Origin of the sequence: Leptotrichia sp. oral taxon 221 (assembly GCF_018128245.1) — a bacterium.
GTDB lineage: Bacteria > Fusobacteriota > Fusobacteriia > Fusobacteriales > Leptotrichiaceae > JABCPH02.
Genome location: NZ_CP072378.1, coordinates 601,541 through 625,120, shown reverse-complemented (window position 1 = coordinate 625,120; position 23,580 = coordinate 601,541). Strand labels below are relative to the sequence as shown.

Below are 23,580 nucleotides of genomic sequence, written 5' to 3'. Positions count from 1 at the left end.
TGATTTATTTCATTTACTATTTTAACGCTATTTTCATCTAAAATCAAATATTTTTTTACTTTTATTTTTTCCCCTTTTTTATAATTTCAACTATTCCCAAAATTGCCGAAATAACGTATCCTAAAAATCCTAAAACAGGTATCTCATTTATTTTAGGCGGGATTTCAGATAATACAACTATCGAAGAAGCTATTAACAACGAAGCAATAATTATCGCAACAACCAATCTATCCAATATTTTTAACAACTCTTTAAATCCCGTAACTTCATGTTTATGTTTCAATTCCCCATTCAATATTTTTTGCGATATATTCCTCAAATCTTCTGGCAACGACAACCAGCTTTCAGACACTTGCGTAATTTTCTTAGTCCCTTTTTCAAAAATATATTTTGGATTCATTCTTTCTCGCAAAATCCTTTTCGCATAAGGTTCTAGCGTCTTCATAATATCTAAACTTGGGTCCAAATGCCTTCCAATTCCTTCAATTTGTCCCACACCTTTCACTAAAAGATAAATATCCTCTGGCAAAATTACTTGATTTTTATTAAGAATAACTCTAACTTTTTCAAAGATATCTCCAATACTTATCTCGCTCAATACATTTCCATCAACTAAATACACAATTTCTGTTAATTCTCTCTCTAATTGTCTCTCATCAGGAACATTATATTTAACAGCCAGCTCTTTTATAGTATCTATAGCTTTTTTCACATCCTTTTGTATAAAATGCAACAATAAGTTTTCAAGTAATTCCTTATCTTGCGGATACAAAGTCCCCATCGCACCAAAATCAATAAATACAATTTTTCCTTCTGGCGTCATAAAAACATTCCCTGGATGCGGATCAGCATGAAAAAATCCATATTTTAATACTTGCTGTATATACAAATCCAATCCTACCCTTGCCACTTCACTAGGAAAAAATCCACATTTTTCAATCTTTTCCTTATCTGTTATTTTAAATCCCTTTATAAATTCCATACAAAGAATATTATCATTTGACAACTCCCTATACGGAACTGGAACATGTATTCGCTTATCATTTTTAAAATTGTTCGCAAATTTCTCCATATTGCTTAATTCATTTCTAAACGACAATTCCTTCGTAATCGAATTCCCAAAAGTATTAATAATATAAGAAGTATTCATCTTTTTAATCTCTTCATTCGTTCTCTCAAAATACGCCGCTAGATCCCTCATCATTGATAAATCAGAGGCTACAATCTCCTTTATTCCTTCTCTTCTAACTTTAATTACAACTTCTGTTCCGTCTTTCAAAATACCTTTATACACTTGCCCCATCGAAGCCGAAGCCATTGGTGTTTCATCAATCTCTTTAAAATATTCTAATGGCTCTATATTCAATTCTGCCTTTATTTTTGCATAAATATCTATTTTCTCTGGCTCAACATCATCTTGCAATTTTTGAAATTCTGCAATAATATCTTCTGGAAAAATATCCGTTCTATTACTGCACATTTGCCCTAATTTAACATAAGTAGGACCCAAATCCTGCATTGCTAAACGGATTCTCTCAGGAAAAGATGTCTCCCTTATATTTTCCAATCGCTTACTATTTTTGCCAACTTATTTGGAATAAATCTCTCCATGCCAGTTCTATCAAAAAGTTCCTCGAAACCATATTTTAAAAGAACATCTGATAATTTTTTCATTCTTTTTATTCTATCTATAACTTCCATTTTTTAACCTTCTTTATTCATAGTTTTTGTAATATTCGATTACCATTTCTGCACATTTTATGCCATCAACTGCTGCAGACATTATTCCACCTGCATATCCAGCACCTTCTCCACATGGAATAATCCCTTCAATATTAGCAAAAAACTCCTCATTTCTAGGAATTTTTACTGGCGAAGAACTTCTACTTTCCACACCTGACAAAACAGCATCATAATTTCCAAACCCTTTAATTTTCTTATCCATCGCTAATATTCCTTCCTTTAAAGCCGAATTTATAAACTCTGGAAACAACAAATTCAAGTCTGCAAATCTATATCCTCTAAAATAACTAGGCTTAACCTTCCCTAATTTTGTAGAAACTTTATTTTGCAAATAATCTCCAAACAACTGAATTGGTGCTTTGTAATCACTTCCTCCAAGCTCAAACGCCTTCTCTTCTAATCTTCGCTGAAACTCAACCCCAGCCATTACATCTTCCCCATCAAAATCCTCAGGAAACACATTTACCAAAACAGCCGAATTTGAATTTTCTAAATCCCTCTTAGAATAACTCATCCCATTCACCACAAGTCTTCCAATTTCACTTGCTGCAGGAACAACCACTCCTCCAGGACACATACAAAATGTATAAACCCCTCTACCATTACTAGCCTTCGCATTTAACTTATATTCTGCAGTCGGCAATTTATCAGCAAATTTACCATATTGAGAATGATTTATCATCGCTTGTTTATGCTCAATTCTTACACCAACAGAAAAAATCTTTCTTTCCATGTGAATATTTTTCTCATTCAGCATATAAAAAGTATCTCTCGCACTATGCCCAATAGCCAAAATCGCCACATCTGTTTCAATTTCATAACTCGGATTTTTTTCAATCTCCCCATTTTCCACTCTTTTCATAGCCTCTTCACTAACATCCTCAATCTCAACACTAGTTAATTTCTCATTCTCATCATATTTCACAGAAACTAATTTTTGGCTAAATCTATATTCTCCTCCTAAACTCTCAATTTTTTCCCTAATCCTTCTCATAATCCCAATCAATTTATCTGTCCCAACATGTGGTTTCGACATATACGCAATCTTTTTCTCTGCTCCAGCCTTTATAAATTCCTCATAAACCTTCTGCATCCTAAAATTATTCGTATTCGTATTCAATTTCCCATCAGAAAAAGTTCCAGCTCCACCTTCTCCAAACTGCACATTCGAATATTTTTTCAAATTTCCAGTCTTAAAAAAGTCATAAACATCTTTTTCTCTCTCATCAACACTTTTCCCTTGCTCAATAATTATTGGCTTCAGCCCAGCTTCTGCTAAAATCAATCCAGCAAAAACCCCAGAAGGCCCAGTTCCAACCACAACAGGACGTTTCCCCGTCTTAATATTTTCCAAAATTGCTGTTTTATAAATTTTCTTTTCTATCCCTCTAACATTTTTAACACCTTCATATTTTTTCTCATCAACCAATTCCACATCCACAGAATACACATAAATCACATTATTCTTATTTCTCGCATCAATCGCTTGTCCCGCAATTTCAAAACTCAAAATTTCATTCTTCAAAATTTTATACAATTTACAGACAACCGTTTTTAAATCATCAATATTATGTTTCACTGGCATTTTTATATTCGTTATTCTTAACATATTTTCCCTCTCATTTTCTCTAATTAATTTACCATAAAATTTTTTATAGATCTTCTATATAGTAAAAATCATAAATTTATTTTCTTCATAAATCAAATAAAAAACGAGTTAATGCAACTCGTTCCCATATTTTTTGAACTTTTATTTAAATAAACTTATCACACCATAAGATGCCGCCGTCATAATTGCTGCAGCTATCAATACTCCTAGCGTAATATAAATAAATGATCTTTTTCTCTCAAATTGAAGCAAAGCCGCAATTAATGCACCCGTCCAAGCACCTGTCCCTGGAAACGGAATAGCCACAAATAACATAAGCCCTATAAATTCTCCAGTTGCAAGACCTTCGCTACGTTTTTTTGCACGATTTTCAATTTTTTCAATAAATTTCACTAAAATATTATGCTTTTTCATAAATTCAAATGCTTTTACCGAAAACAAAAGAATAAACGGCACTGGAAGCAAATTCCCTACAATTGACACAATCATATTCAAATACCAAGGCAACCCAATCGCCGCTCCAACAGGTATCGCTCCACGAAGCTCAACAACAGGTAACATCGATATTAAAAATATCCCAAACATTTTATTCAAAAGTGATGCTCCCAATAAACTCACTTTTATAAATTCATTAAAAGATTTCATATTTTCCCTTTCTCATAATTTTTCTTATAATTATCAATTCTTTGATTCATAGATTAATTTCTCAAAAATTTCTATCAAATAATCTTTAATTTACAATTACCTTTTATAGAAAAATTCGAATTTTTCTATAAATCTCTTACAAATATTTTCTTTATTATATCATACGAAAAAAAATACTTCAATTTTTTATTTTACCCTTCCATTAATTCAAAAACATCTTATTAATATCCTCTTCTATTTCTTCTTGCATCAAAAATAATTTTGAGTAAACTTGCTCATAATTTTCTACAAATTCAACTTCTACTTTATCCAAAATATCTTTATTCACAGAACTGACACTACTTTTATCACCTTCAGGAACAAAAAATTTTTTTATTCCAAATTTATAAGCTTCTTCAATTTTTAAATTTACTGCTCCCACAGGTAAAATTTCTCCTAAAATACTCAATTCTCCAGTAAAAGCTATATCTTGTCGTATTTTCACTTGATTCAACGCAGAAAGTATTGATGTTGCAATAGCCATTCCAGCTGAAATAATATCTTTTTGAATGGAATTTTCGCTTAAATGAACATGAATATCATATTCCCTATAAAAATTAGGATTTTTCAAATGAAATCTTGTACTTTTTGTTCTTAAATATGTTATCGCTACCATTATCTCTTCTTTCATAGTTTGTGAAATATTCCCAGTTACTATTATTTCCCCTCTTCCAGGCATAATAACAGTTTGAATAGGTATAACTCTTCCTCCAAAAGGAGATAAAGCAATTCCCATCACTTTTCCTATTTGTGACCCACTAGTTGCCACATTTATCGGTATTTTTGGAATTTTTTTAGTGCTAATAAACGAATCAATATTTTTTAAAGTTATTTCAGGAGTTTTCTTTCTTTCTAGTGTATTTTTAGCAATTTTTCCATAAATTTTCATCAAAATTATATTCAATTTTCTAACACCAGACTCACTAGTATAATTTTCAATAATATATCTTAAAACATCGTCATCAAAAGTTAATCCTGATCCTATTTTTTTATTTATACTTGGAACCATATATCTTTTTGCAATCTGAACCTTTTCCTCCAAAGTATAACTATCCAAATAAATGATTTCCATTCTACTTTTTAGTGGCTCAGAAACTCTACTCATATCATTTGCTGTAGCTATAAACAACACATTTGACAAATCGTATTCTAATTCCAAAAATTCATCCCTAAATCTCTTATTTTGATCTGGATCTAAAATTTCAAGCAAAACACCTTCTATATCCCCTTCTGTTCTTTTCTCCATAATTTTATCAACTTCATCTAATAAAATTAGAGGATTATCACAACCAAATTTTGCCAACGTTTTCATAATTCTTCCAGGAGCTGATGAATTGTATCCTTTTGTAAGTCCTGTCAATTCAAACGTCGTTGTTACACCACTCAAAGAAATCTTCTCAAATTTTCTTCCCAAAGCTTCAGCTATCGATTCAGCAATTGAAGTTTTCCCTGTTCCAGCTGGACCTGCCAAACACAATATAACTGGCATTTTTTCATTAGTATTTTTCATAAAAAAACGTATTGCTAAATTTTCTAGAATAGTTTCTTTTATACTTTCCATTCCAAAATGTCTTTCATTCAAAATCCTTCTTACTTCACCAATATTAATTTTCTTTTCTTTAAGGTGTCTTTTCCAATCAAGACGTTTAATGAATTCAAGGCATCTTTCCATTTTTCTAAAACCTGCTTCTTCAACATTTTCTTCATCAGAACAAAATTCAAAATATTCTTTTATTTTAGCTTTATTGCTTTCACTCGTATCTAATTTTTCAATATCTTCAAATCTTAATTCTGATCTGCTTTCTTCCAATTCTTCGTTGTTTTTCAAATCTTCTTTAGCCATATTTCCCCCTATATTTTTAAATTATGAATTTATTTTTACAACATGATTTTTAGAAAATTTTAGTAAAAACTTCTAATTATTTTTGAAATGTTTCTCAAGAAGCTCCTTAAATTCTTGAATTTATATGATCATTAATTTGTTTTGCATTGTCTTTAATATGTTTTGTCGTTTTATTATTATACCACATGCATACCTCTTTGTAAACAAATTTTTAGTCCAAATCTTCTCCATTACTTGCAATAACTTTTAAAAAAATACTGTTTATTAATCTCATAAATATGCTATAATACGTGCAATAAAAGGAGGAATTCATGAAAGAAATGTTAAAAGGAAAATTGGAAATTGTTGAATTTTTTAAAAAATATTTTACAGAAAAACGGAAAGCTGAATTTAATAATGAAATTAAATTAGTGAATAAACTAAATGATAAAATGAAAAATTATACTCAACAACTAAACACAAAATATAATAAAAAAATTGATAAAAAGTTACAAAAAATTTATGATTTAAAAAGTGGAAAAATACAAATTATCAACGTAAATCGATATATTCAAAGAATTTTACTTCTAATTCTTTTTTATATTTCGCTTTTTAATTTATCATTGAATTTAAAGGTTTACAACCATTTTATCCACGTTTTAGTTGTGATTTTTATTATTCTATCATCTTTATCAGTACTGATAACATTTATTATTAAAAAGAAAATTTTTGATGCCTACTATTTCAACTTTAATTTTAAAAAATTAATTCCATTTCTTATCTTTTTTGTAGGAATTGGCTATTTTTTAAATTCTTACAAAAATACTTTAGAAGCATTGAATAATAAATCTATTTTGATTCGAGGTGCTGAAATGGACTCAATTTCTGAATTGAAAAATAGTACTCTTGAGATATCAAATAAGGAGGGAAAAATAAAATGGAAAGTTGATAAAAATCTAAAAATTATCACTCATGAAGATTCCAAAAATAAGAATATGAAAATTGTGGATACTGTTATCGAAGACAATAACAAAGTGAATATTTCATTCACTAATGATAAAGGCGAAGTTGTGTGGATAAAAGGGAAAATCATTAGTTTTGATCCTGATACAGTGAAAATAACATTAAAAGATAAACGTGTTATTCAAGGAGAAGTGTACGGAAAAATAATAAAACTTGATGATGGCAGAACCTTAATATTGAACAATAATTTTAAATTACGTGACACAAATAAAAAAATCGTCAATCGATTAATGTCGAATGAAAAAAATTTAAAAACAATAAGAAAATCAGTTTTTGCAATTTTGAAAACTGTTAAATCGTTGACATTTCCGATAGTTCTTGTTCAAACATTATTTTTAAGAAATGTGATTTTTAATCTGTTTTTTGAAGGGAATCTGAAAAAAGGATATGACTTAACAAATGTTCTTTTATCCTATTTTTCAAATTCATATTTATTAATTTTTATCGTACTTTTACTTCCGATTCTTTCTGAAATGTATAAAATTTTAAGATTAATGGCTAATTATATAAACACAAATTCTTCCATTGATGAACCTCTTGATTTGAAGAAAAAAAGAAAATATTCTAGAATCAAAATCTATAATCGTAGAAGAAAATAATTTTTATTAAACATTCATTCCGGCTAAATGCCCCGAAGACCAAGCCCACTGTAAATTAAAGCCACCACATTCACCATAAACATCTAAAATTTCACCAGCAAAGTATAGCCCCTTAACTTTTTTCGATTCTAAAGTTTCGGGGTTAATTTCTTTTAAAGGTATTCCACCCGCTGTAACTTGAGCTGCTTTAAAACCATTCGTATCTATCACATCCACTCTATACTTTTTTAAAACAGTGCACATACTTCTTAGTTCCTTTTCTGTCAACATATTTATCATTTTTGACAATTTCTCAATTCCAGATGCTTTTGACAAAAACTGTCCCAATTTTTTATTAATCATTCCATTAAAATATTGTTCCATCGTCAAATCACCCAATATATTTTTACGTTTTCTTAAAATTTCCAACAACTCGTTATACTCAAATTTTGGCATAAAATCAATTTCAAGCTCCACTTTCTTATGAATCGGATACACAAACGAAATATTAAAAATCACATTTCCTGAAACTCCATATTCTGTAAATAACAACTCCCCATCATAAGTACAAATTTTATTCCCATCACCATAAGCCGTAACTTTTGTATCTAGTTTAATTCCACGAAGTCCTTTAACTTGATAATCTTTAGTTTTCAACTGAACAATCGTCGGAACCAACTTTGTAATTGAATGTCCAAAACTTTTTGCCAACTCATATCCAGATCCATTCGACCCTAATTCTGTGTAAGTCTGTCCACCAGTAGCTAAAATCACTCTACTTCCTTCCACAACTTTTTTATCTTCAGAATAAACCTTAAATTTAAAATCCTTTTTTTCAATTTTTCTTACATAGAAATCAGTCAACGTAGTAATTCCCAATTTTTCAGCACAAAATCTCAATCCATCAACAACCGAAGCCGCCTGACCACTCAAGGGATAAACTCTCCCCCTAGTTTCCTCATTACAAATTAACCCAATTTCATTTTCAAAAAAATCAATAGTATTTGTCACCGTAAACTTCTCAAACACATTCTCAATCAAATCCACATTTTTCCCCATCGCAAAATAATTCGAAATCCCAGCTCTAACATTAGTCATATTACAACGTCCATTTCCCGTAACTAAAACCTTTTTTAGCACTCTTTCTTTTCGCTCCAAAATAATTACATCTTTCCCATTTTTCTTAGCAGTAATCGCTGCTATTAATCCTGATGCACCACCACCAATTATTATTACATCCGCTTTCATTATACCTACTTTCTATTTTTCATATTCTCAAACTTCATTAACATTTTCTCATTATATCACATTTCTAAACATTCCTAAACCTTTTTAATTTTTCTTTTTCTAAATATTTTAATAATAAATCAAAAAAATTCAATTTAAAAGTTTTTTTCTTAAAATTTCAAAAATTCTGTTTCTATTTTTAAAATAAAAAAGTGTGAATCTTAGTAATTTCAGTTTTATTTTACCAAAATTAGACTCACACTTATAAAAAACAATATATTTAAAAAACGAGCCGTGTGCTCGTTTCTTGTATGAAAGAAGTCTAAATGTAGAGATGGGGCGTCTCTTTTAGACAAATATATATTACCACATTTCACTTTTTATGTCAACACTTTTTATTGAAATTTTTTCATTTTTTTTCATTTTTATATTTTTTTTTTATATTTACTATTAATATAACTTTCACAAACTTATTATTTAACAATATTTATAACTTTATTTGTAATAATTACAATTTTAATATACTATCATAATTTTGAAAAAAATATATATTTTTTTCAAATATTCTTTTGACTTTAAATTTTTTTGTCTTATTTCTCAAAATTTTCTAATAAAAATATCCATTCTATAACGAAATTTTTTTAAATAACACCTGCTATATAAATTTTTCTTTATTTTTTTAATAATCCTATATCGAATTTAAAAACTGATTTTTCATGAGTACTTTTTATTTATTTATGTTTAGAATAAATCATTTAAGTCAATAAAATAGGCAAATATAAGAATTTTTATAAAGTAAAATAAATTTTTCTTTATTATTCAAAAGTTTCTATTTAATCTTTTTTCTAATTAGTTTGAAACCTTTTTATTTTTTTTTCATAGATTTGAAAAATTTTTTTATTTATTTCATTAGTTTTGAGATTTGGAAAATGATTTAAAAAATTACCTTTAAACATTGATTTTTAAAGGTTTAATAAAATTTTCTTTTTAATTTTTATTCTTTTAGAAATGTTAATTATCATATTTTTCTAATAATTTAGCTTTAAAACTATATTTTCAAACGATTTTGATAAAATAAACTAAGTATAATTTTAGTAATATAAATTAAAAGGCTCTGAATCTTTCAGAACCTTTTTATAATAACTATTCAACAACAAATAACCATTCTTTAGATAATTCGTGATCTCCATTAATAACTTTTTCATATTCACCTTTTAACAATTCATAGAATTTACCAGGTTTTGGTTCAGCATGGAAGTCTAATTGTCCAATTGGTCTTTGGTCTAATGATTCAGCATAAGTGATTTTCATTGCTGTTCCTGTTACTAACAATTCATCTGCTGTAAATACCATTGATCTGTCAATTTTTCCACGGTTGATTTTGTATCCATTGTATTCTAATAATTCTAATGCTGATCTTACTGTAATTCCTTCAAGTGCTGCATTTCCTGTATCAGGAATAATTACTTGATCTCTGTAAATTAATACAATATTTGCAACAGAAACTTCTACTACATTTCCTGCATCATCAAACATTAATGCATCATCATAACCATTTCTTTGAGCGTCACTTGTAGCTAGGAATGAATTGATGTAAGATCCACCTGCTTTTGCTTTAGTTGGGATAGATGAATCGTTATATTTTCTATAAGTTGAACTCATCAATCTTAATCCACCTTTTGTACTTACATAATCTGCAAGTGGCAACATATAAATTGCTAAATCAAAATCAAGTCCTGCTTTTTTAGGTGATAATCTTGGTTCTTTACAGAAAATGAATGGTCTCATATAGAAATCTTCTTTAATATCGTTCTTTTTAACTAATTCAGTTACAATATTTTTAAATTCATCCCATTCCATGAAAAATTCAAAACCTAACATTTTTGAAGCTGTCATAAGTCTTTTATAGTGATCTTCCAATCTAAAAATTGCTACTTTCCCATTTCTGTAGTATCCTCTAACTCCACCGAAACAAGTTGTTCCATATTGTAAACTGTGAGTTGCAATACTTACTGTTGCTTTCTCAAATTCTACTATTTCTTTATTGAAATATGCATATTTCATAAATTCAGTTTTACCTGCCATTAAATTTACCTCCAATATTTACATAACACTTATTATTTTTACTATTTAATTCTATCACTTTAGAGTAAATTAGTAAAATTTATTCTATAAATGGTAGTATTTATTTTTTTTATAAATATTAAATTTCTTATTTTATTTTTTCGTTTTTATCTCTCCACCACCGATTAATTCATCGTTTAAATAAAATACAATATGCTGACCTTCAGAATTTTCATGTGTTTTTTCATTAAATTTGAAAAAAAGTAAATCCTCTTTCAAAATTAATTTTCCCTTCAGTCCTTTCGATGAAAATCTTGGTCTTGCAATAATTTCCTTATCAAGCAACTCTTCTATTTTGTAATACAATTTATAATTAATCACTTCAATTTCATCTATTAGCAATTCTTCAAAATCTCCAACGACAATTTCGTTAGTTTCTGATCGAATTTCTGAAACGAAAAAAGGTTTTCCTAAATTAAGTCCCAAGCCACGTCGCTGACCAATCGTATAAAATTGATATCCTATATGCTGACCTACTACATTTCCATCTTTATCTACAAAATTTCCCTTTTTGACTTCATCGCCAAGAACCTTTTGTAAATATGGAATATAACCATTTGGTGCAAAACAAATTCCTTGGCTATCTGGCTTGTTATGTGTATGAATTCCGTGTTGTCGAGCGATTTCTCTAACTTGTGGTTTTTCATATTCTGATAGCGGAAATAAAAATCTCTCAACAATATCTTTATCAAGTCTGTAAAGCATATACGACTGATCTTTTCGATTTTCCTTGTCCCACATAAGAAGTCCATTCATACTTTTTTTCGAATAATGCCCAGTTGAAATATATTTTATCCCCATTTTATCTGCAAATTCTACTAATTTCTTAATCTTCACTTTCTCATCACAAATCACGCAAGGTGATGGAGTTTTCCCTTCATTGTACATTTTCACGAAATATTCCATTACCTCTTTTTTAAATTCATCTACAACATTTATCACATAATGTGGAATCCCCAAATTATAGCAAGTATATCTCGCATCATTTATATCATCTAGTGAACAACATGTTTTACCAGGATTTTCTGACAATTCATCTGGCAAATGTTTCAATGTAACTCCTATCACTTCATATCCTTGTTGCTGCAACAATAATGCTGCTACCGAACTATCTATTCCTCCACTCATTCCAACTACTACTTTTTTATTTTTCATTTTTACCTTTCTCAAAATATATAAAATTTTTAGTCTATTTTACCACACTTTTTGAGAAATTTCATTTTTTATTAATTGTTATTTTTTTATTTTATAAATTTCAAAAAATATTTGACTTTCATATTACTATATGGTAATATAAATTTACGATATAGTTATATTTTTATGTGAATATATTATCATATAGTAATAATTTTGTAAAGGAGGAAAATACTATGAAATCAAACTCTGGATTTTATATAAGCAGAATAAAACAAGTAAATACTAGACTTTTGAATAAATTTTTAGCACAAAAAAATATAATGGCGTTTAATGGGGAACAAGGTCGAATTTTGCATGTGCTTTGGGAAAATGATGGGATTAGTAATAGAGAATTGTCGAAAAAATCTGGTCTTGCTATGAGTTCACTTACAACGATGCTTGAACGGATGAAAGAAAAAAAATTATTGATACGAAAATTTTGTCCGACTGATAAACGGAAAAGTTTAATTTTTTTAACGGATTATGCTAAATCCTTGAAAAGTGAATATGATGAAATTTCTGACAAAATGACTGAAATCTCTTTTGAAGGAATTTCAGATGAGGAAAGATTGGCTTTTGAGACAACTTTAGAAAAAGTTTTGTATAACTTTGAAAAAGCTGAACAGGAATTTAATAAAAAATAATTTAAAATACTGAACAAAATTTGAAATTTATAAAAAATTATTTGGTATTTAACTGGAGGTAAATGAATGATAGAATTTATCAATGTTGGAATGACTTATCCAAATGGGAATGTTGGATTAAAAAATATAAACTTGACTATAAAGGAGTCTGAAATTACGGTTTTTATTGGACCGTCTGGGAGCGGGAAAACTACGCTTTTGAAAATGATTAATCGATTGGAGGATAATACGACTGGGGAAGTGAAAATTAATGGAAAAAATGTGAAGGATTATAATATTCACAAAATGCGTTGGGATATTGGATATGCTTTGCAGCAAGTGGCACTTTTTCCGCATATGACGGTTGAAGAAAATATTGCGATTGTGCCTGAATTGAAAAAATGGAAGAAAGAAAAAATTGATGCGAGAATTAATGAGTTATTAAATATGGTTGGGCTTGAGCCTGAAAAATATCGAAAGAGAAACCCTTCAGAATTATCTGGTGGAGAAGCACAAAGGGTTGGAATTGCAAGAGCTCTAGCTGCTGATCCACAAATTATTTTGATGGACGAACCATTTAGTGCATTAGATCCCATCACTCGTGCAAATTTACAGGAAGATGTGAAAAAACTTCAGAAACAAATTCACAAAACAATTGTTTTTGTAACTCACGACATTGAGGAAGCATTTTTATTGGGGGATAAAATTTGCATTATTCAAGATGGCGAATTAATTCAATCTGGAACAAAACACGAAATAATCTCAAATCCTAAAAATGATTTTGTGAAAAAATTTATAGCTATCAAAAAGAAAGAAGGTGAAATTTATGAATAAATTAATTTTGACTTTTTTAGAGAAAAAAGACGAACTTTTTAGTGGAATTGTGGAGCATATTCAAATTTCTTTTATTGCACTAATAATCGCTCTAATTATCGCCATTCCACTAGGAATTTATTTGAGCTATCATAAAAAATTAGCAAATATTGTTATTGCGATTAACGGCGTTATTCAAACTATACCATCTTTAGCAATTTTAGCACTTCTAATTCCTATTGTTGGAATTGGGAGAAAACCTGCTATAATCGCCTTAATACTTTATGCTCTGCTTCCAATTTTACATAATACTTACACTGGGATTACTGGCGTGGATCCAATGTATATGGTAACTTCAAGAGCTTTAGGAATGAATAAATTTCAGCAACTTACAAAAGTTCAGCTTCCACTGGCTATGCCTGTAATAATGACAGGAGTTAGAACGGCTGCAGTTTTGATTATTGGGACTGCCACATTGGCTTCACTTGTTGGAGCTGGAGGACTTGGAAAGTTGATTTTACTTGGTCTTGATAGGAATAATAACTATTTGATTTTGTTAGGAGCGATTCCTGCTGCTTTACTTGCGATTTTATTCGATTTCATCTTTAAGCAATTGGAAAAATTGAGTATCAAAAAAATATTAATTTTCCTAATTTTAATCACGTTTGCGTGTCTTTTTGGGTCAATTAGCAGTTTTAATAATACAAAAAAAGACAAATTGATAATTTCTGGAAAACTTGGTTCTGAGCCAGAAATATTGATAAATATGTATAAAATTTTGATTGAAGAAAATAGTAAAATTGGCGTTGAGTTAAAACCTGGACTTGGAAAAACTTCATTCGTATTCAATGCTTTGAAAAATGGCAATATTGATATTTATCCTGAATTTTCAGGAACTGCCGTTTTTACTTTCTTGAATGAAACTCCTGTGAATAATAATGCTGAAGATGTTTTTAATCAAGCACAAAAAGGAATGGAAACTAAATTTAAAATGGTTATGTTAAAACCTATGAAATATAATAATACTTATGCAATCGCTGTTAGCAAGAAGTTTGCTGATGAAAATAATTTGAAGACGATTTCTGATTTGGTGAGAGTGAAGGATAAGATAAAAGCTGGATTTACAAGAGAATTTAATGACCGTGAAGATGGTTATCCTGGACTTAAAAAATTATATCAGTTTGAAATTCCGAATATTAAAGAGTTTGAGCCAAAACTCCGTTATGTTGCTGTTCAAAGTGGCGATATTAACTTGGTTGACGCATATTCTACTGATCCTGAACTTGCTCAATATAATATGGTTATTTTAAAGGATGATAAGCATTTATTTCCACCATATCAAGGTTCTCCAATGATGCGTGAAGAAACTTTAAAAAAATATCCTGAATTGAAAAAGATTTTGGAAAAATTGAGTGGAAAAATTTCAGATGAAGAAATGTCGACAATGAATTATCGTGTTTCTGTGAAAGGTGAGAAAGCGGAAGATGTTGCTAGAGAATATTTGAGAAATGCTGGAATTATTAAAAAATAAATATAAAATGTAAAAATACAAAAAGTTGACATCCATCAATTAATTAAGTAAAATAATATTAATTCAATGTATTTTTTATTTTGTGATTAATCTTATTATTTTGAGTTTAGCTACAATAATTTTGTACATAAAATCATAATAAGTAATGACAATTTTATAAAATATAAAAATCTAAAAAGGAGGTCACTGGTGAAATCTTTAATAAAAATAGTTCAATTTATATTAAATGAAATTATTGAACTCGTTCTTTCAATTTGGACGTTTTTAATGGGAATTGGATTTTATGTAATTCTGCCAATTTTAACTTTTTTTGCTCTTCTTGCTCTTGTTATTGGAAAAAATTGGAATGGAATTATCGGAATTGTGCTTTTCTCTTTTGTTGCTTGTTTAATTTTGGGGATTATTAAACTTCTTCAAATAATTTTAAATTTTATTGTGGGGATTCTTTTGAATGAAAGGGGAGAAAATAAAAGAATTTATAAAACATATGAGCAATGGTATGAAAATTCAATAAACCAAGAATACGAAAGAAGACGAAGAGCTCAAGAAGAATACCAACGACAGCAACAACAAGAATATCAACGAAAACAAAACGAAAAACAACGTTTTTGGGACGAACAATACAAAAAATGGCAAGATAAAGAATATTCAAAACAACAGCAGCAACAATCTCGACAACAATATGAAAGACAAAACAACAATAATTCTCGTTTCAAGTATCAAAATACAAATGATGGTGGAATTATTCAAAAATTTGAAAAATATCTTGATGTTTTAGAAATTGATAAAAATGGAGAAATTACTGAAAGGATTATACATAAAGCATTCTTAAAGAAAATGAAAGTTGTTCACCCTGATAAGAATCTTGATAAAGATACTACTGCTCAAGCTCAAGAACTAAAAGCAATGGAAGATTTCTTGAAGGCACAACTTGAATATTATTTAATGCAAAGGAGAAAAAGACAATGATTATAAAAAATTATAAATATATAAATTTAGCTTATACAGCTGGATTCCTAATTTTTTTAGCTTGTGTTTGTATACCAATTTTTTTAAAACTTGGAATATTTGTCACTGGAATTTGGTTTATATTTTCTTTTTTTATTACTTTTAGTTCAGATATTTGTGAAAAAACAATTCAAAAAGAACTCAATAAAAGAATGTCGAAAATTCCAGTACCTAAAAATCAAATTTTTAAATGGAGAAGAAATAGGAATATCGGATATGCTTTTACAGATTTATCGAAAGGAACAATTTGGATTTGCAGTACACAAACAAAATTTGAATTACACATATATTTTCTTTCAGAGTTGAAGATAGTCGATGAATCTTTTGGAAAAATCCATTTTAGAAGAACTTCAAATACAATACGTGAAAATGAACTTCGAGAGTTTGTAATCTATCATTATTAATCTTTTTTTAATATATAAATTTAATCTATAAAAAGAGAGTGTTCGTACTTTTTTAAAAAACTAACACTCTCTAATCTTTAAATATTAATCAAACTTATACTAAATATATTACTAAAAAATTATATCTCTTTTAATATTTTATAGAAACAATTCTTTTAACTTCACAGCTTCTCCATCTTCTGTATTCATCCCAACAAATTCAAAATCTTTTGGTAATAATCTTCGAAGTCTATCAATAGAATTTCCCATTGCATATCCTTTTCCGACCATTGTAAGCATTTCAAAGTCATTTTCACCATCACCAAAAGCTACTGCATCTTTTAATTCTATTCCTTCTTTTTCTAGTAGAAATTTTGCTGCTGCCCCTTTATTGGCGCCTTTTGCCATAATTTCCATACAATAATCATTAACAAATATAACATTTACAGCATCTGTCACTTTTAAAATAGCCTTTTCTAATTTTATTAACTGCTCATGTTCTCCAATATAAAATATTTTTAATATATCCAAATTTTTTAATTCATCTTTAGGAATCTCTTTAAAAACAACTTTTACATCTCTCGGAATTCTATCATATACTTTTTGAGCTGTTCCTTTTGTAATAATCCAGTCATTTCCTGAAAATATGTTTAAATGTGAATCTTTGGCAATATTTTCATAATCTAAGTCCAATATCGCTTCTGTTGTTTCTTTTGATAATCCTTTTTCATAAATCATTTTTCCTTCTGCATCAAAAATTCTTGCACCATTTGCCGCTATAATCGGAATTTTTACATCTAGTTGTTCTGTTATGTATCCAATTTGATCATAACTTCTACCCGAAGCAATATAAAAATTTATTCCTTTATTTATTATTTCTTTTATGACATCTTTAGTAAATTTTGTAACATGATGACCTCTACTTAGTAAAGTTCCATCTAAATCACTAATAACAGCTTTATACATGTATTCCCTTTCTTATTTCTTTATTTAATTATTTTGAAATTTTAATTTTTTATATTTTTTATAAATCAAACAATTCTCTTAATTTTTTTGCCATTCCATCTTCAGCATTACTTTCAATAACTTCCGTATCTGTCAATTTCTCAAGCAACAAATAAATTGAATTTCCCATTGCAAAACCAAGTCCAGTTTCTGTTATCAGTTCATAATCATTCAATCCATCTCCAAATGAAACTGCATCCTTTAATGTCAATCCATCTCTTTTTAACACAACTTCAGCTGCTTTTGCCTTATCACAATTTGCAGGGAAAACTTCCAAACTTCCTTCATTTGCAAATAAAAGACTTATATTTTCCTCCCCAACTATTCTTTTTATCTCATTCTCAAGTTCTAACAATTCATCATGATTTTCTCCAAGAAAAAATATTTTTGTAAAATCATTCTTTTTAAACTCTTCAGGAGTAATTTGTTTTGGATATCTAGTTCTATCAGGCTTTTTATTGTAAAAATATTCTCGCAAATCTTCAGTAACAAACCAATTTGGTCCAGAATATCCAGTTATAATTATATCTTTTCCAAACGACTTATAATCAATATTCAAAACTTTATCTAAATATTCTCGCTTCAAATTATTTGCAAAAATTTTATTCCCATTCTCATCAAAAACAACTGATCCATGTGAAGTAATCAATGGGACTTTTACACCAAGCTCATCCATTGCTTCTTTTGCTCCTAAATAATTTCTTCCAGTTGCAATATAAAACTTTATCCCTTTTTTTAATAATAATTCTACCGTTTCTCTAGTAAAATCACTTACTTTATGTTCTGCATTCAAAAGTGTTCCATCCAAATCACTTACAACAGCTTTAAACATTTTATTATCTCCTTCTTTCGTAGCTAATTATTATTTTACTCTCACGTCATTATAACACATTTTTACATTATAAAAAAGGAGGAAAAAATTTCCTCCACTTAAAATCTAATTTTTAATGTTTCAAACAAGATTTAAAAATTTATCAAATATTTTAATATTTCCCTATAATTTTTCCAAATATTCCGAAAACGAAGTAGCTTTACGCCCTAAAACTTTCTCAATGTCATTAGAAATCCCTGATTGTTCCCCTTGAGCAATCGCAGTATAAGTCGAAACCCAAGAATCATATTCCCATTGCTCAGCCTTCCAAATTTTACGACTTTCGTAAGCTTCTTCCACAGTTTCATCAATATACTTAATTTCTTTTCCAAAATATTCGCTCACAATTTTTACAATTTCATTCATTGTAAGTTCCTCAGGCCCTGTCATATTCAAAGTTTGATTTTCCCATTTTTCTGGATTTTCCAAAATTTTAGCAACAACTTCCGAAACATCTGAACGAACTACAACAGAAACTTTACCATTCCCAGCAGGTCCTTTTATCTCTCCGTATTCTCTGCACATGTCCACAAAAAAATCTGCATAAAAATTATCTCTCAAAAATGTATATTTAAATCCATTTTCTTTAATATACTCTTCAGTTGCATAATGATCTCTTCCCAATGTAAATACAGAATTTTTTGAAGCATTGTAAAACGAAAGATACACAATGTGCGAAACTTTTGCCATTTTAGCCGCATCAATAAAATCCTTATGTTGCTGAACTCGATTAGGATTTTCCGAACCAGACACCATAAAAAGAACATCAATTCCCTCTAGCGCTTTCACAGTTTCTTCTGATTTATCATAACTCGACTTAAAAACATTAGAAAATCCCATTTTTTCAGCCTTTTCTTTATTTCTAGCCAAGTTTCTAATTTCTATTCCATTTTTCTTACATAATTTTGAAACAATTCCACCTAAATGTCCTGTCACTCCAGTCACTGCAATTTTAGTCATTTCAATATCGCCTCTTATTCTCAATTTATCACGTAATCTAATAAATACTTCTTTATTTTCTTCTATTTTTTCAAACAAAATATCCATTGAGATTTTTTTAATTTTTTCCAAAAATTCCCCCACCTTTTATAAAAATTATTTACCCTTTCACAACAACATTAACCAATTTATTTGGTACAACAATCACTTTCACAACTTCTTTTCCAACAATAAATTTCTTAGCCTTTTCTGATTCCAACGCAAGTTTTTCAGCGTCATCTTTTGAAATACCAATTTGAGCCGAAACCATGTCTCTCACTTTTCCATTTACTTGAATTACCAAATTGAAGGTATAATCTTTTGTCAATTCTTCGTCATATTTTGGCCATTCTTCTTCAAAAGTAAATGTTTCATTTCCTAAATAAGCCCACAATTCATCAGCTACATGCGGTGCAAATGGTGCGATTAACAAAATTGTTTTTTCCAATACTTCACGCCAGATTTTTTTGCTTTCTGAAGATATATTGTCTTTATCAATTACTTCTTGCTTGTAAGTCGTCATGTCGTTTAACAATTCCATAACAGCTGCAATTGCGGTATTGAAGTGGAAATCATCTTCGATGCTTTCTGTAACTTTTTTAACTGTTTGATGCAATTTCTTTTGAATTTCTTCATCTTTTTGATTTCTATTTTTTAATTCAACTCCATAGTGATTTGCTGATTTCGCATTATGTTCAGAAAATTCTGCAGTTCCAGAAACTAACAAATACAATCTATTTATAAATCTGTATGCCCCTGCAAGCCCATTCATGTTCCATTCCAATTCTTTTTCAGGCGGTGCAGCAAATAATGTAAACACTCTTGAAGAGTCGGCTCCGTATTCTTTCACGATTTCTTCAGGATCAACTCCATTATTTTTTGATTTACTCATTTTTTCTACTTTTGTAACTAATTCTTCCCCTGTTTCAATCGAGAACGCTTTTCCATCTTTAAATTCAGCTTCTCTTGGGAATAAGTATCTTCTCTCATTTTGCGAATAGAATGAAGGCCCTAAAACCATTCCTTGCGTCAACAATTTTTTAAATGGCTCATTTGTGTCAACATATCCCAAATCTCTAAGTGATTTATGGAAAAATCTCGCATAAAGCAAATGCATTACCGCATGTTCAATTCCACCAATATATTGATTTACAGGTGTCCAAGCATCTGCGTCCGCTTTTTCAAATGGCTTATCCGCATTATGAGAATCCAAATATCTCAAATAGTACCAAGACGAGTCAACGAAAGTATCCATCGTATCAGTTTCTCTTCTACCTTTTTTCCCATTCGGCAAAATCACATCCTTAAACTCTTCCGAAGTTTCAAGCGGATTTCCTTTCCCATTAAATTCAATATCAGTAGGAAGTTTTACTGGCAAGTTTTCTTCTTCTTCCAAGTAAATATTCCCATCTTCATCATAAATTACAGGAATCGGAGTTCCCCAATATCTTTGTCTACTAATCAACCAATCATGAAGTCTATAATTTACCGTTTTCTTACCAAGCCCAATTTTTTCCAATTTTTCAGTAATTTTCTCTTTTGCTTCATTACTATTTAATCCGTTAAATTCTTCTGAATTCACTAATACTCCTGGAACTGTTAAAGCATTTTCCAATTTTTCAACAGAAACTTCTTCTAAATTTCCATTTTTATCAACAGGATTTACAACAATTTTCAAATCCAAGTTATATTTCTTAGCAAATTGAAAATCTCTTTCATCATGTGCAGGCACCGCCATAACAGCTCCTGTCCCATAATCCATCAATACATAGTTTGCAACCCACAACTGCACTTTTTCACCATTTACAGGATTAATCACATAAATTCCAGAAAAGACTCCTTCTTTTTCCTTATCTTCTGCTGTACGAGCTATTTTATCCTCATTTCTCATCGCTTCAACTTTTTCTCTAATACTAGGATTTTCCTTTAAAATAACTTCCTCAACCAACGGATGTTCTGGTGCAACAGTTGCATAAGTAACTCCATAAAGTGTATCAGGTCTTGTTGTAAACACAGAAATTACAACTTCTTCCTTGTCATTCAATTTCAAATGCGTATGTCCATTATTTTCAAATTTGTAATCTAAAATAAAGTCAACTTCAGATCCAGTTGATTTTCCAATCCAGTTTTTTTGCATAGTTAAAACTTGTTCAGGCCAATGTCCTCTAAGTTCTTCATGCCCTTGCAGCAATTCTTCAGCATAATCAGTTATTTTAAAATACCATTGCGACAATTCCTTTTGAATAACATCAGTTTTACTATGTCTCCAGCATTTCCCATCTTCAACTTGTTCATTCGCCAAAACCGTATTACAATCAGGACACCAGTTTACAAAAGATTTTTTCTTATAAACCAATCCTTTTTTATACATTTCAATAAAGAATTTTTGATTCCATTTGTAATACTCTGGAGTATAAGTACTAAGTTCTCTATCCCAATCATAAGAAAGGCCCATAAGTTTCAACTGTCTTCTCATATTGTCAATGTTCGCTTTAGTCCATTTTCCAGGATGAGCTCCATGATCAATCGCCGCATTTTCCGCAGGTAACCCAAAACTATCCCATCCAAATGGATGCAACACATTAAACCCTTTCATTTTCTTATATCTAGCAATCGCATCACCAATCGCATAGTTTCTCAAATGCCCAACATGCAATTTCCCTGACGGATATGCAAACATCTCAAGCACATAATAATTCTCTTTCCCATCGGCTTTATTTTCAGACTTAAAAACATCTTTTTCAGCCCATTTATCTTGCCATTTTTTCTCAATTTCATTAGGATTATATTCCTTAATCATTGTTTTTTCTCCTTCATTTTTTCAGTATTTATAAATTTTTTATTTAATATCCTTAAAAAATAATTTGTCTATTGACATTTCTGCAAAAATATTTTATAATTAATTACCAAATAAAAACATGTGTGAAAAATAAGAGTATTATTGCTCTTATTTTTTTATCCACTTTAAAAATCGATAACTAAATTCTATTGTTTTTACAATACATAATATAATCGTTGCTACCCTAATCCATTCCATATTCAGCACTCTCCTTTGATTAAATAGAAGGGAGGGAGTCAGGGAATTATTCCCCTTTAAACCTCCTAATCATTTTGATAATCCATTTTATTATCTTTATCAGATAATCTATAGTTGTAATGAATAAAATAATTATCTCCCAAATTTTTAACATGTGCATTTTCTCCCTCCGCCTCATAATTGTACTATATTTTGGAATTTTTGACAATTATTTTTGTTCCATAATATTTCTAGAATTCCTATAAATATTATTTCCTCTTCGCATAAAACAACAAATGCAGTCAAAAACAAATAATCTACTTCAACCTACTAATATCCAAAACTTGGATTTTCAATAACCCATTTTCCATTCTTTTTATTAGCTTCCAAAATTTCTTTTCTTCCTACATATTTCCCATTTTTTGTAATTCGTTCTAATTCTTGATCCATCATTTCTAATTGAATTTCACCTATTGTTTTAAAATATTTTTTCATAGCTTTTTCATCATTTTGTGAAATTGATTTTTGATATTCTTCCATTGTTTTTCCTGTTTTTTTCTTAAAGGCTTCGTCCATTTTTTCAGCCATTTCTCCAGATCTTTCAATCATCTTATCCATGCTCATTTCATCTGTATTTACAGGAAATCCCAATTTAACTTTTACATATGCTTTTTCTCCATTGATATAATCTATTTTTTCTATATTAATCTTGTAATATTTATACATTGTATCTATCATTTTAGAAAAATAATCTTTTCCAAAAAAAGAACCCATCATTTCTTTTATTTGATTTTCTCCATCTTTTTGACTTCCAACAGAAAATCCATTCATCATTTTATTCATCATTCCAAACATTTCCTCTTTTGAATAAATTCTGCTAACTTCCTTTTCAATTTGAGAATTGTAATCTGAAAGAATACTTTGATTAAATTTTACAGCTGGTTCTACTTCCACTTGATATTTTTCTTGTGCAAAACTTGACAAACTTAATAATATTGACAAACTTAAAATTACTTTTTTCATAAAAATTCACTTCTTTCTTTTTAAATTTATTTCCATTAAAACCTAGAAAAAATCAATCTTTCGGCACATCATAAGCCTGATGGCAAATCGGACATTCCAAATATTCTTTTCTTGCACTTATCGGAAAAACTGGTATCCAAAACAAAGTAAACCAGTCACGATATTCCATAAAATTCCAATCAGATGTATTGTTGCATCTTGAACAATGACAGTTTTCTAGTGTTCCTAAATTTTTAAATTTTCTTTTTGTTCCGAATATTAAAATCATTCTGGATCCTTCTCCTTTATTTTTTACATTTTTTGACAAGGGGTCAAGACCCCTTGCTAATCCTTTAATTATAAA

General features: G+C 29.2%; 20 protein-coding genes. 6 read left to right on the top strand and 14 right to left on the bottom strand.

The features are described 5' to 3' along the window. Window positions 1-61: 61 nt before the first annotated feature. The 5 genes from J4863_RS02860 to J4863_RS02845 form a co-directional block, all read right to left on the bottom strand. Window positions 62-1,519, bottom strand: a complete 1,458-nt coding sequence (locus tag J4863_RS02860; protein WP_249111561.1) for an AarF/ABC1/UbiB kinase family protein — start codon at window positions 1,517-1,519, stop codon at window positions 62-64. Between the two features lie 35 nt (window positions 1,520-1,554). Continuing rightward, the gene (locus J4863_RS09415) at window positions 1,555-1,701 is read right to left on the bottom strand and encodes a hypothetical protein (protein ID WP_249111560.1); all 147 of its coding nucleotides are present in this window, start codon (window positions 1,699-1,701) and stop codon (window positions 1,555-1,557) included. 13 nt (window positions 1,702-1,714) lie between these two features. Then, a complete protein-coding gene (locus tag J4863_RS02855; RefSeq protein WP_211618963.1) occupies window positions 1,715-3,352 on the bottom strand; it encodes an NAD(P)/FAD-dependent oxidoreductase in 1,638 nt (545 codons plus the stop codon). Between the two features lie 141 nt (window positions 3,353-3,493). Beyond that, entirely contained in the window at window positions 3,494-3,997 is a 504-nt protein-coding gene (locus J4863_RS02850) for a small multi-drug export protein (protein WP_211618962.1), read from the bottom strand. A gap of 202 nt (window positions 3,998-4,199) precedes the next feature. Continuing rightward, the gene (locus J4863_RS02845; protein ID WP_211618961.1) at window positions 4,200-5,879 is read right to left on the bottom strand and encodes a S16 family serine protease; all 1,680 of its coding nucleotides are present in this window, start codon (window positions 5,877-5,879) and stop codon (window positions 4,200-4,202) included. Window positions 5,880-6,190: 311 nt separating this feature from the next. Here J4863_RS02845 and J4863_RS02840 point away from each other — a divergent pair, with 311 nt between their 5' ends. Further along, window positions 6,191-7,480: a hypothetical protein gene (locus tag J4863_RS02840; protein ID WP_211618960.1), complete on the top strand. Its 1,290-nt coding sequence runs from the start codon at window positions 6,191-6,193 to the stop codon at window positions 7,478-7,480. Window positions 7,481-7,486: 6 nt separating this feature from the next. Here J4863_RS02840 and J4863_RS02835 read toward each other — a convergent pair whose 3' ends face one another. From J4863_RS02835 to mnmA, 3 genes are all read right to left on the bottom strand, one after another. Continuing rightward, a complete protein-coding gene (locus J4863_RS02835; protein ID WP_211618959.1) occupies window positions 7,487-8,707 on the bottom strand; it encodes an NAD(P)/FAD-dependent oxidoreductase in 1,221 nt (406 codons plus the stop codon). Between the two features lie 1,122 nt (window positions 8,708-9,829). Beyond that, the gene (locus J4863_RS02830) at window positions 9,830-10,771 is read right to left on the bottom strand and encodes an aminotransferase class IV (RefSeq protein ID WP_211618958.1); all 942 of its coding nucleotides are present in this window, start codon (window positions 10,769-10,771) and stop codon (window positions 9,830-9,832) included. A gap of 132 nt (window positions 10,772-10,903) precedes the next feature. Next, window positions 10,904-11,965, bottom strand: coding sequence for a tRNA 2-thiouridine(34) synthase MnmA (mnmA, locus tag J4863_RS02825; protein WP_211618957.1), 1,062 nt, complete (start codon window positions 11,963-11,965; stop codon window positions 10,904-10,906). A 215-nt stretch (window positions 11,966-12,180) separates the two neighbouring features. Here mnmA and J4863_RS02820 point away from each other — a divergent pair, with 215 nt between their 5' ends. The 5 genes from J4863_RS02820 (at window position 12,181) to J4863_RS02800 (ending at window position 16,365) form a co-directional block, all read left to right on the top strand. Then, window positions 12,181-12,630, top strand: a complete 450-nt coding sequence (locus tag J4863_RS02820) for a MarR family transcriptional regulator (RefSeq protein WP_211618956.1) — start codon at window positions 12,181-12,183, stop codon at window positions 12,628-12,630. Window positions 12,631-12,696: 66 nt separating this feature from the next. Then, complete coding sequence (locus tag J4863_RS02815) at window positions 12,697-13,443, top strand: ABC transporter ATP-binding protein (RefSeq protein WP_211618955.1); 747 nt, start codon at window positions 12,697-12,699, stop codon at window positions 13,441-13,443. Continuing rightward, window positions 13,436-14,953, top strand: a complete 1,518-nt coding sequence (locus tag J4863_RS02810) for an ABC transporter permease/substrate-binding protein (protein WP_211618954.1) — start codon at window positions 13,436-13,438, stop codon at window positions 14,951-14,953. The genes J4863_RS02815 and J4863_RS02810 overlap by 8 nt, the downstream gene beginning before the upstream one ends. A 189-nt stretch (window positions 14,954-15,142) precedes the next feature. Beyond that, a complete protein-coding gene (locus tag J4863_RS02805) occupies window positions 15,143-15,922 on the top strand; it encodes a J domain-containing protein (protein WP_211618953.1) in 780 nt (259 codons plus the stop codon). Continuing rightward, window positions 15,919-16,365 carry a hypothetical protein gene (locus tag J4863_RS02800; protein WP_211618952.1) on the top strand — a complete coding sequence of 149 codons (447 nt, stop codon included), beginning with the start codon at window positions 15,919-15,921 and terminating at the stop codon, window positions 16,363-16,365. The genes J4863_RS02805 and J4863_RS02800 overlap by 4 nt, the downstream gene beginning before the upstream one ends. A 138-nt stretch (window positions 16,366-16,503) precedes the next feature. Here the strand turns inward: J4863_RS02800 and J4863_RS02795 are convergent, their stop codons facing one another. From J4863_RS02795 to J4863_RS02770, 6 genes are all read right to left on the bottom strand, one after another. Further along, the gene (locus J4863_RS02795) at window positions 16,504-17,310 is read right to left on the bottom strand and encodes an HAD family hydrolase (RefSeq protein WP_211618951.1); all 807 of its coding nucleotides are present in this window, start codon (window positions 17,308-17,310) and stop codon (window positions 16,504-16,506) included. Window positions 17,311-17,368: 58 nt separating this feature from the next. Continuing rightward, window positions 17,369-18,181: an HAD family hydrolase gene (locus J4863_RS02790; RefSeq protein ID WP_211618950.1), complete on the bottom strand. Its 813-nt coding sequence runs from the start codon at window positions 18,179-18,181 to the stop codon at window positions 17,369-17,371. Window positions 18,182-18,343: 162 nt separating this feature from the next. Further along, window positions 18,344-19,291, bottom strand: coding sequence for an SDR family oxidoreductase (locus J4863_RS02785; RefSeq protein WP_249111559.1), 948 nt, complete (start codon window positions 19,289-19,291; stop codon window positions 18,344-18,346). A 28-nt stretch (window positions 19,292-19,319) separates the two neighbouring features. Beyond that, window positions 19,320-21,998 (bottom strand): leucine--tRNA ligase, encoded by a 2,679-nt coding sequence (gene leuS, locus J4863_RS02780; protein ID WP_211618949.1) that lies wholly within the window; start codon window positions 21,996-21,998, stop codon window positions 19,320-19,322. 546 nt (window positions 21,999-22,544) lie between these two features. Then, on the bottom strand, window positions 22,545-23,237 hold the full coding sequence (locus J4863_RS02775; protein ID WP_211618948.1) for a hypothetical protein: 693 nt from the start codon (window positions 23,235-23,237) through the stop codon (window positions 22,545-22,547). Window positions 23,238-23,289: 52 nt separating this feature from the next. Next, window positions 23,290-23,505: a zinc-ribbon domain-containing protein gene (locus tag J4863_RS02770; RefSeq protein ID WP_211618947.1), complete on the bottom strand. Its 216-nt coding sequence runs from the start codon at window positions 23,503-23,505 to the stop codon at window positions 23,290-23,292. Between the last annotated feature and the right edge of the window lie 75 nt (window positions 23,506-23,580).

Coding starts and splice junctions, on each gene's coding strand:
- J4863_RS02840 (WP_211618960.1), top strand. CDS start 6,191: ATGAAAGAAATGTTAAAAGGAAAATTGGAAATTGTTGAATTTTTTAAA.
- J4863_RS09415 (WP_249111560.1), bottom strand. CDS start 1,701: ATGGAAGTTATAGATAGAATAAAAAGAATGAAAAAATTATCAGATGTT.
- J4863_RS02860 (WP_249111561.1), bottom strand. CDS start 1,519: ATGCAGGATTTGGGTCCTACTTATGTTAAATTAGGGCAAATGTGCAGT.
- J4863_RS02835 (WP_211618959.1), bottom strand. CDS start 8,707: ATGAAAGCGGATGTAATAATAATTGGTGGTGGTGCATCAGGATTAATA.
- J4863_RS02820 (WP_211618956.1), top strand. CDS start 12,181: ATGAAATCAAACTCTGGATTTTATATAAGCAGAATAAAACAAGTAAAT.
- J4863_RS02800 (WP_211618952.1), top strand. CDS start 15,919: ATGATTATAAAAAATTATAAATATATAAATTTAGCTTATACAGCTGGA.
- J4863_RS02770 (WP_211618947.1), bottom strand. CDS start 23,505: ATGATTTTAATATTCGGAACAAAAAGAAAATTTAAAAATTTAGGAACA.
- mnmA (WP_211618957.1), bottom strand. CDS start 11,965: ATGAAAAATAAAAAAGTAGTAGTTGGAATGAGTGGAGGAATAGATAGT.
- J4863_RS02855 (WP_211618963.1), bottom strand. CDS start 3,352: ATGTTAAGAATAACGAATATAAAAATGCCAGTGAAACATAATATTGAT.
- J4863_RS02810 (WP_211618954.1), top strand. CDS start 13,436: ATGAATAAATTAATTTTGACTTTTTTAGAGAAAAAAGACGAACTTTTT.
- J4863_RS02845 (WP_211618961.1), bottom strand. CDS start 5,879: ATGGCTAAAGAAGATTTGAAAAACAACGAAGAATTGGAAGAAAGCAGA.
- J4863_RS02775 (WP_211618948.1), bottom strand. CDS start 23,237: ATGAAAAAAGTAATTTTAAGTTTGTCAATATTATTAAGTTTGTCAAGT.
- J4863_RS02790 (WP_211618950.1), bottom strand. CDS start 18,181: ATGTTTAAAGCTGTTGTAAGTGATTTGGATGGAACACTTTTGAATGCA.
- J4863_RS02815 (WP_211618955.1), top strand. CDS start 12,697: ATGATAGAATTTATCAATGTTGGAATGACTTATCCAAATGGGAATGTT.
- J4863_RS02795 (WP_211618951.1), bottom strand. CDS start 17,310: ATGTATAAAGCTGTTATTAGTGATTTAGATGGAACTTTACTAAGTAGA.
- J4863_RS02850 (WP_211618962.1), bottom strand. CDS start 3,997: ATGAAATCTTTTAATGAATTTATAAAAGTGAGTTTATTGGGAGCATCA.
- leuS (WP_211618949.1), bottom strand. CDS start 21,998: ATGATTAAGGAATATAATCCTAATGAAATTGAGAAAAAATGGCAAGAT.
- J4863_RS02830 (WP_211618958.1), bottom strand. CDS start 10,771: ATGGCAGGTAAAACTGAATTTATGAAATATGCATATTTCAATAAAGAA.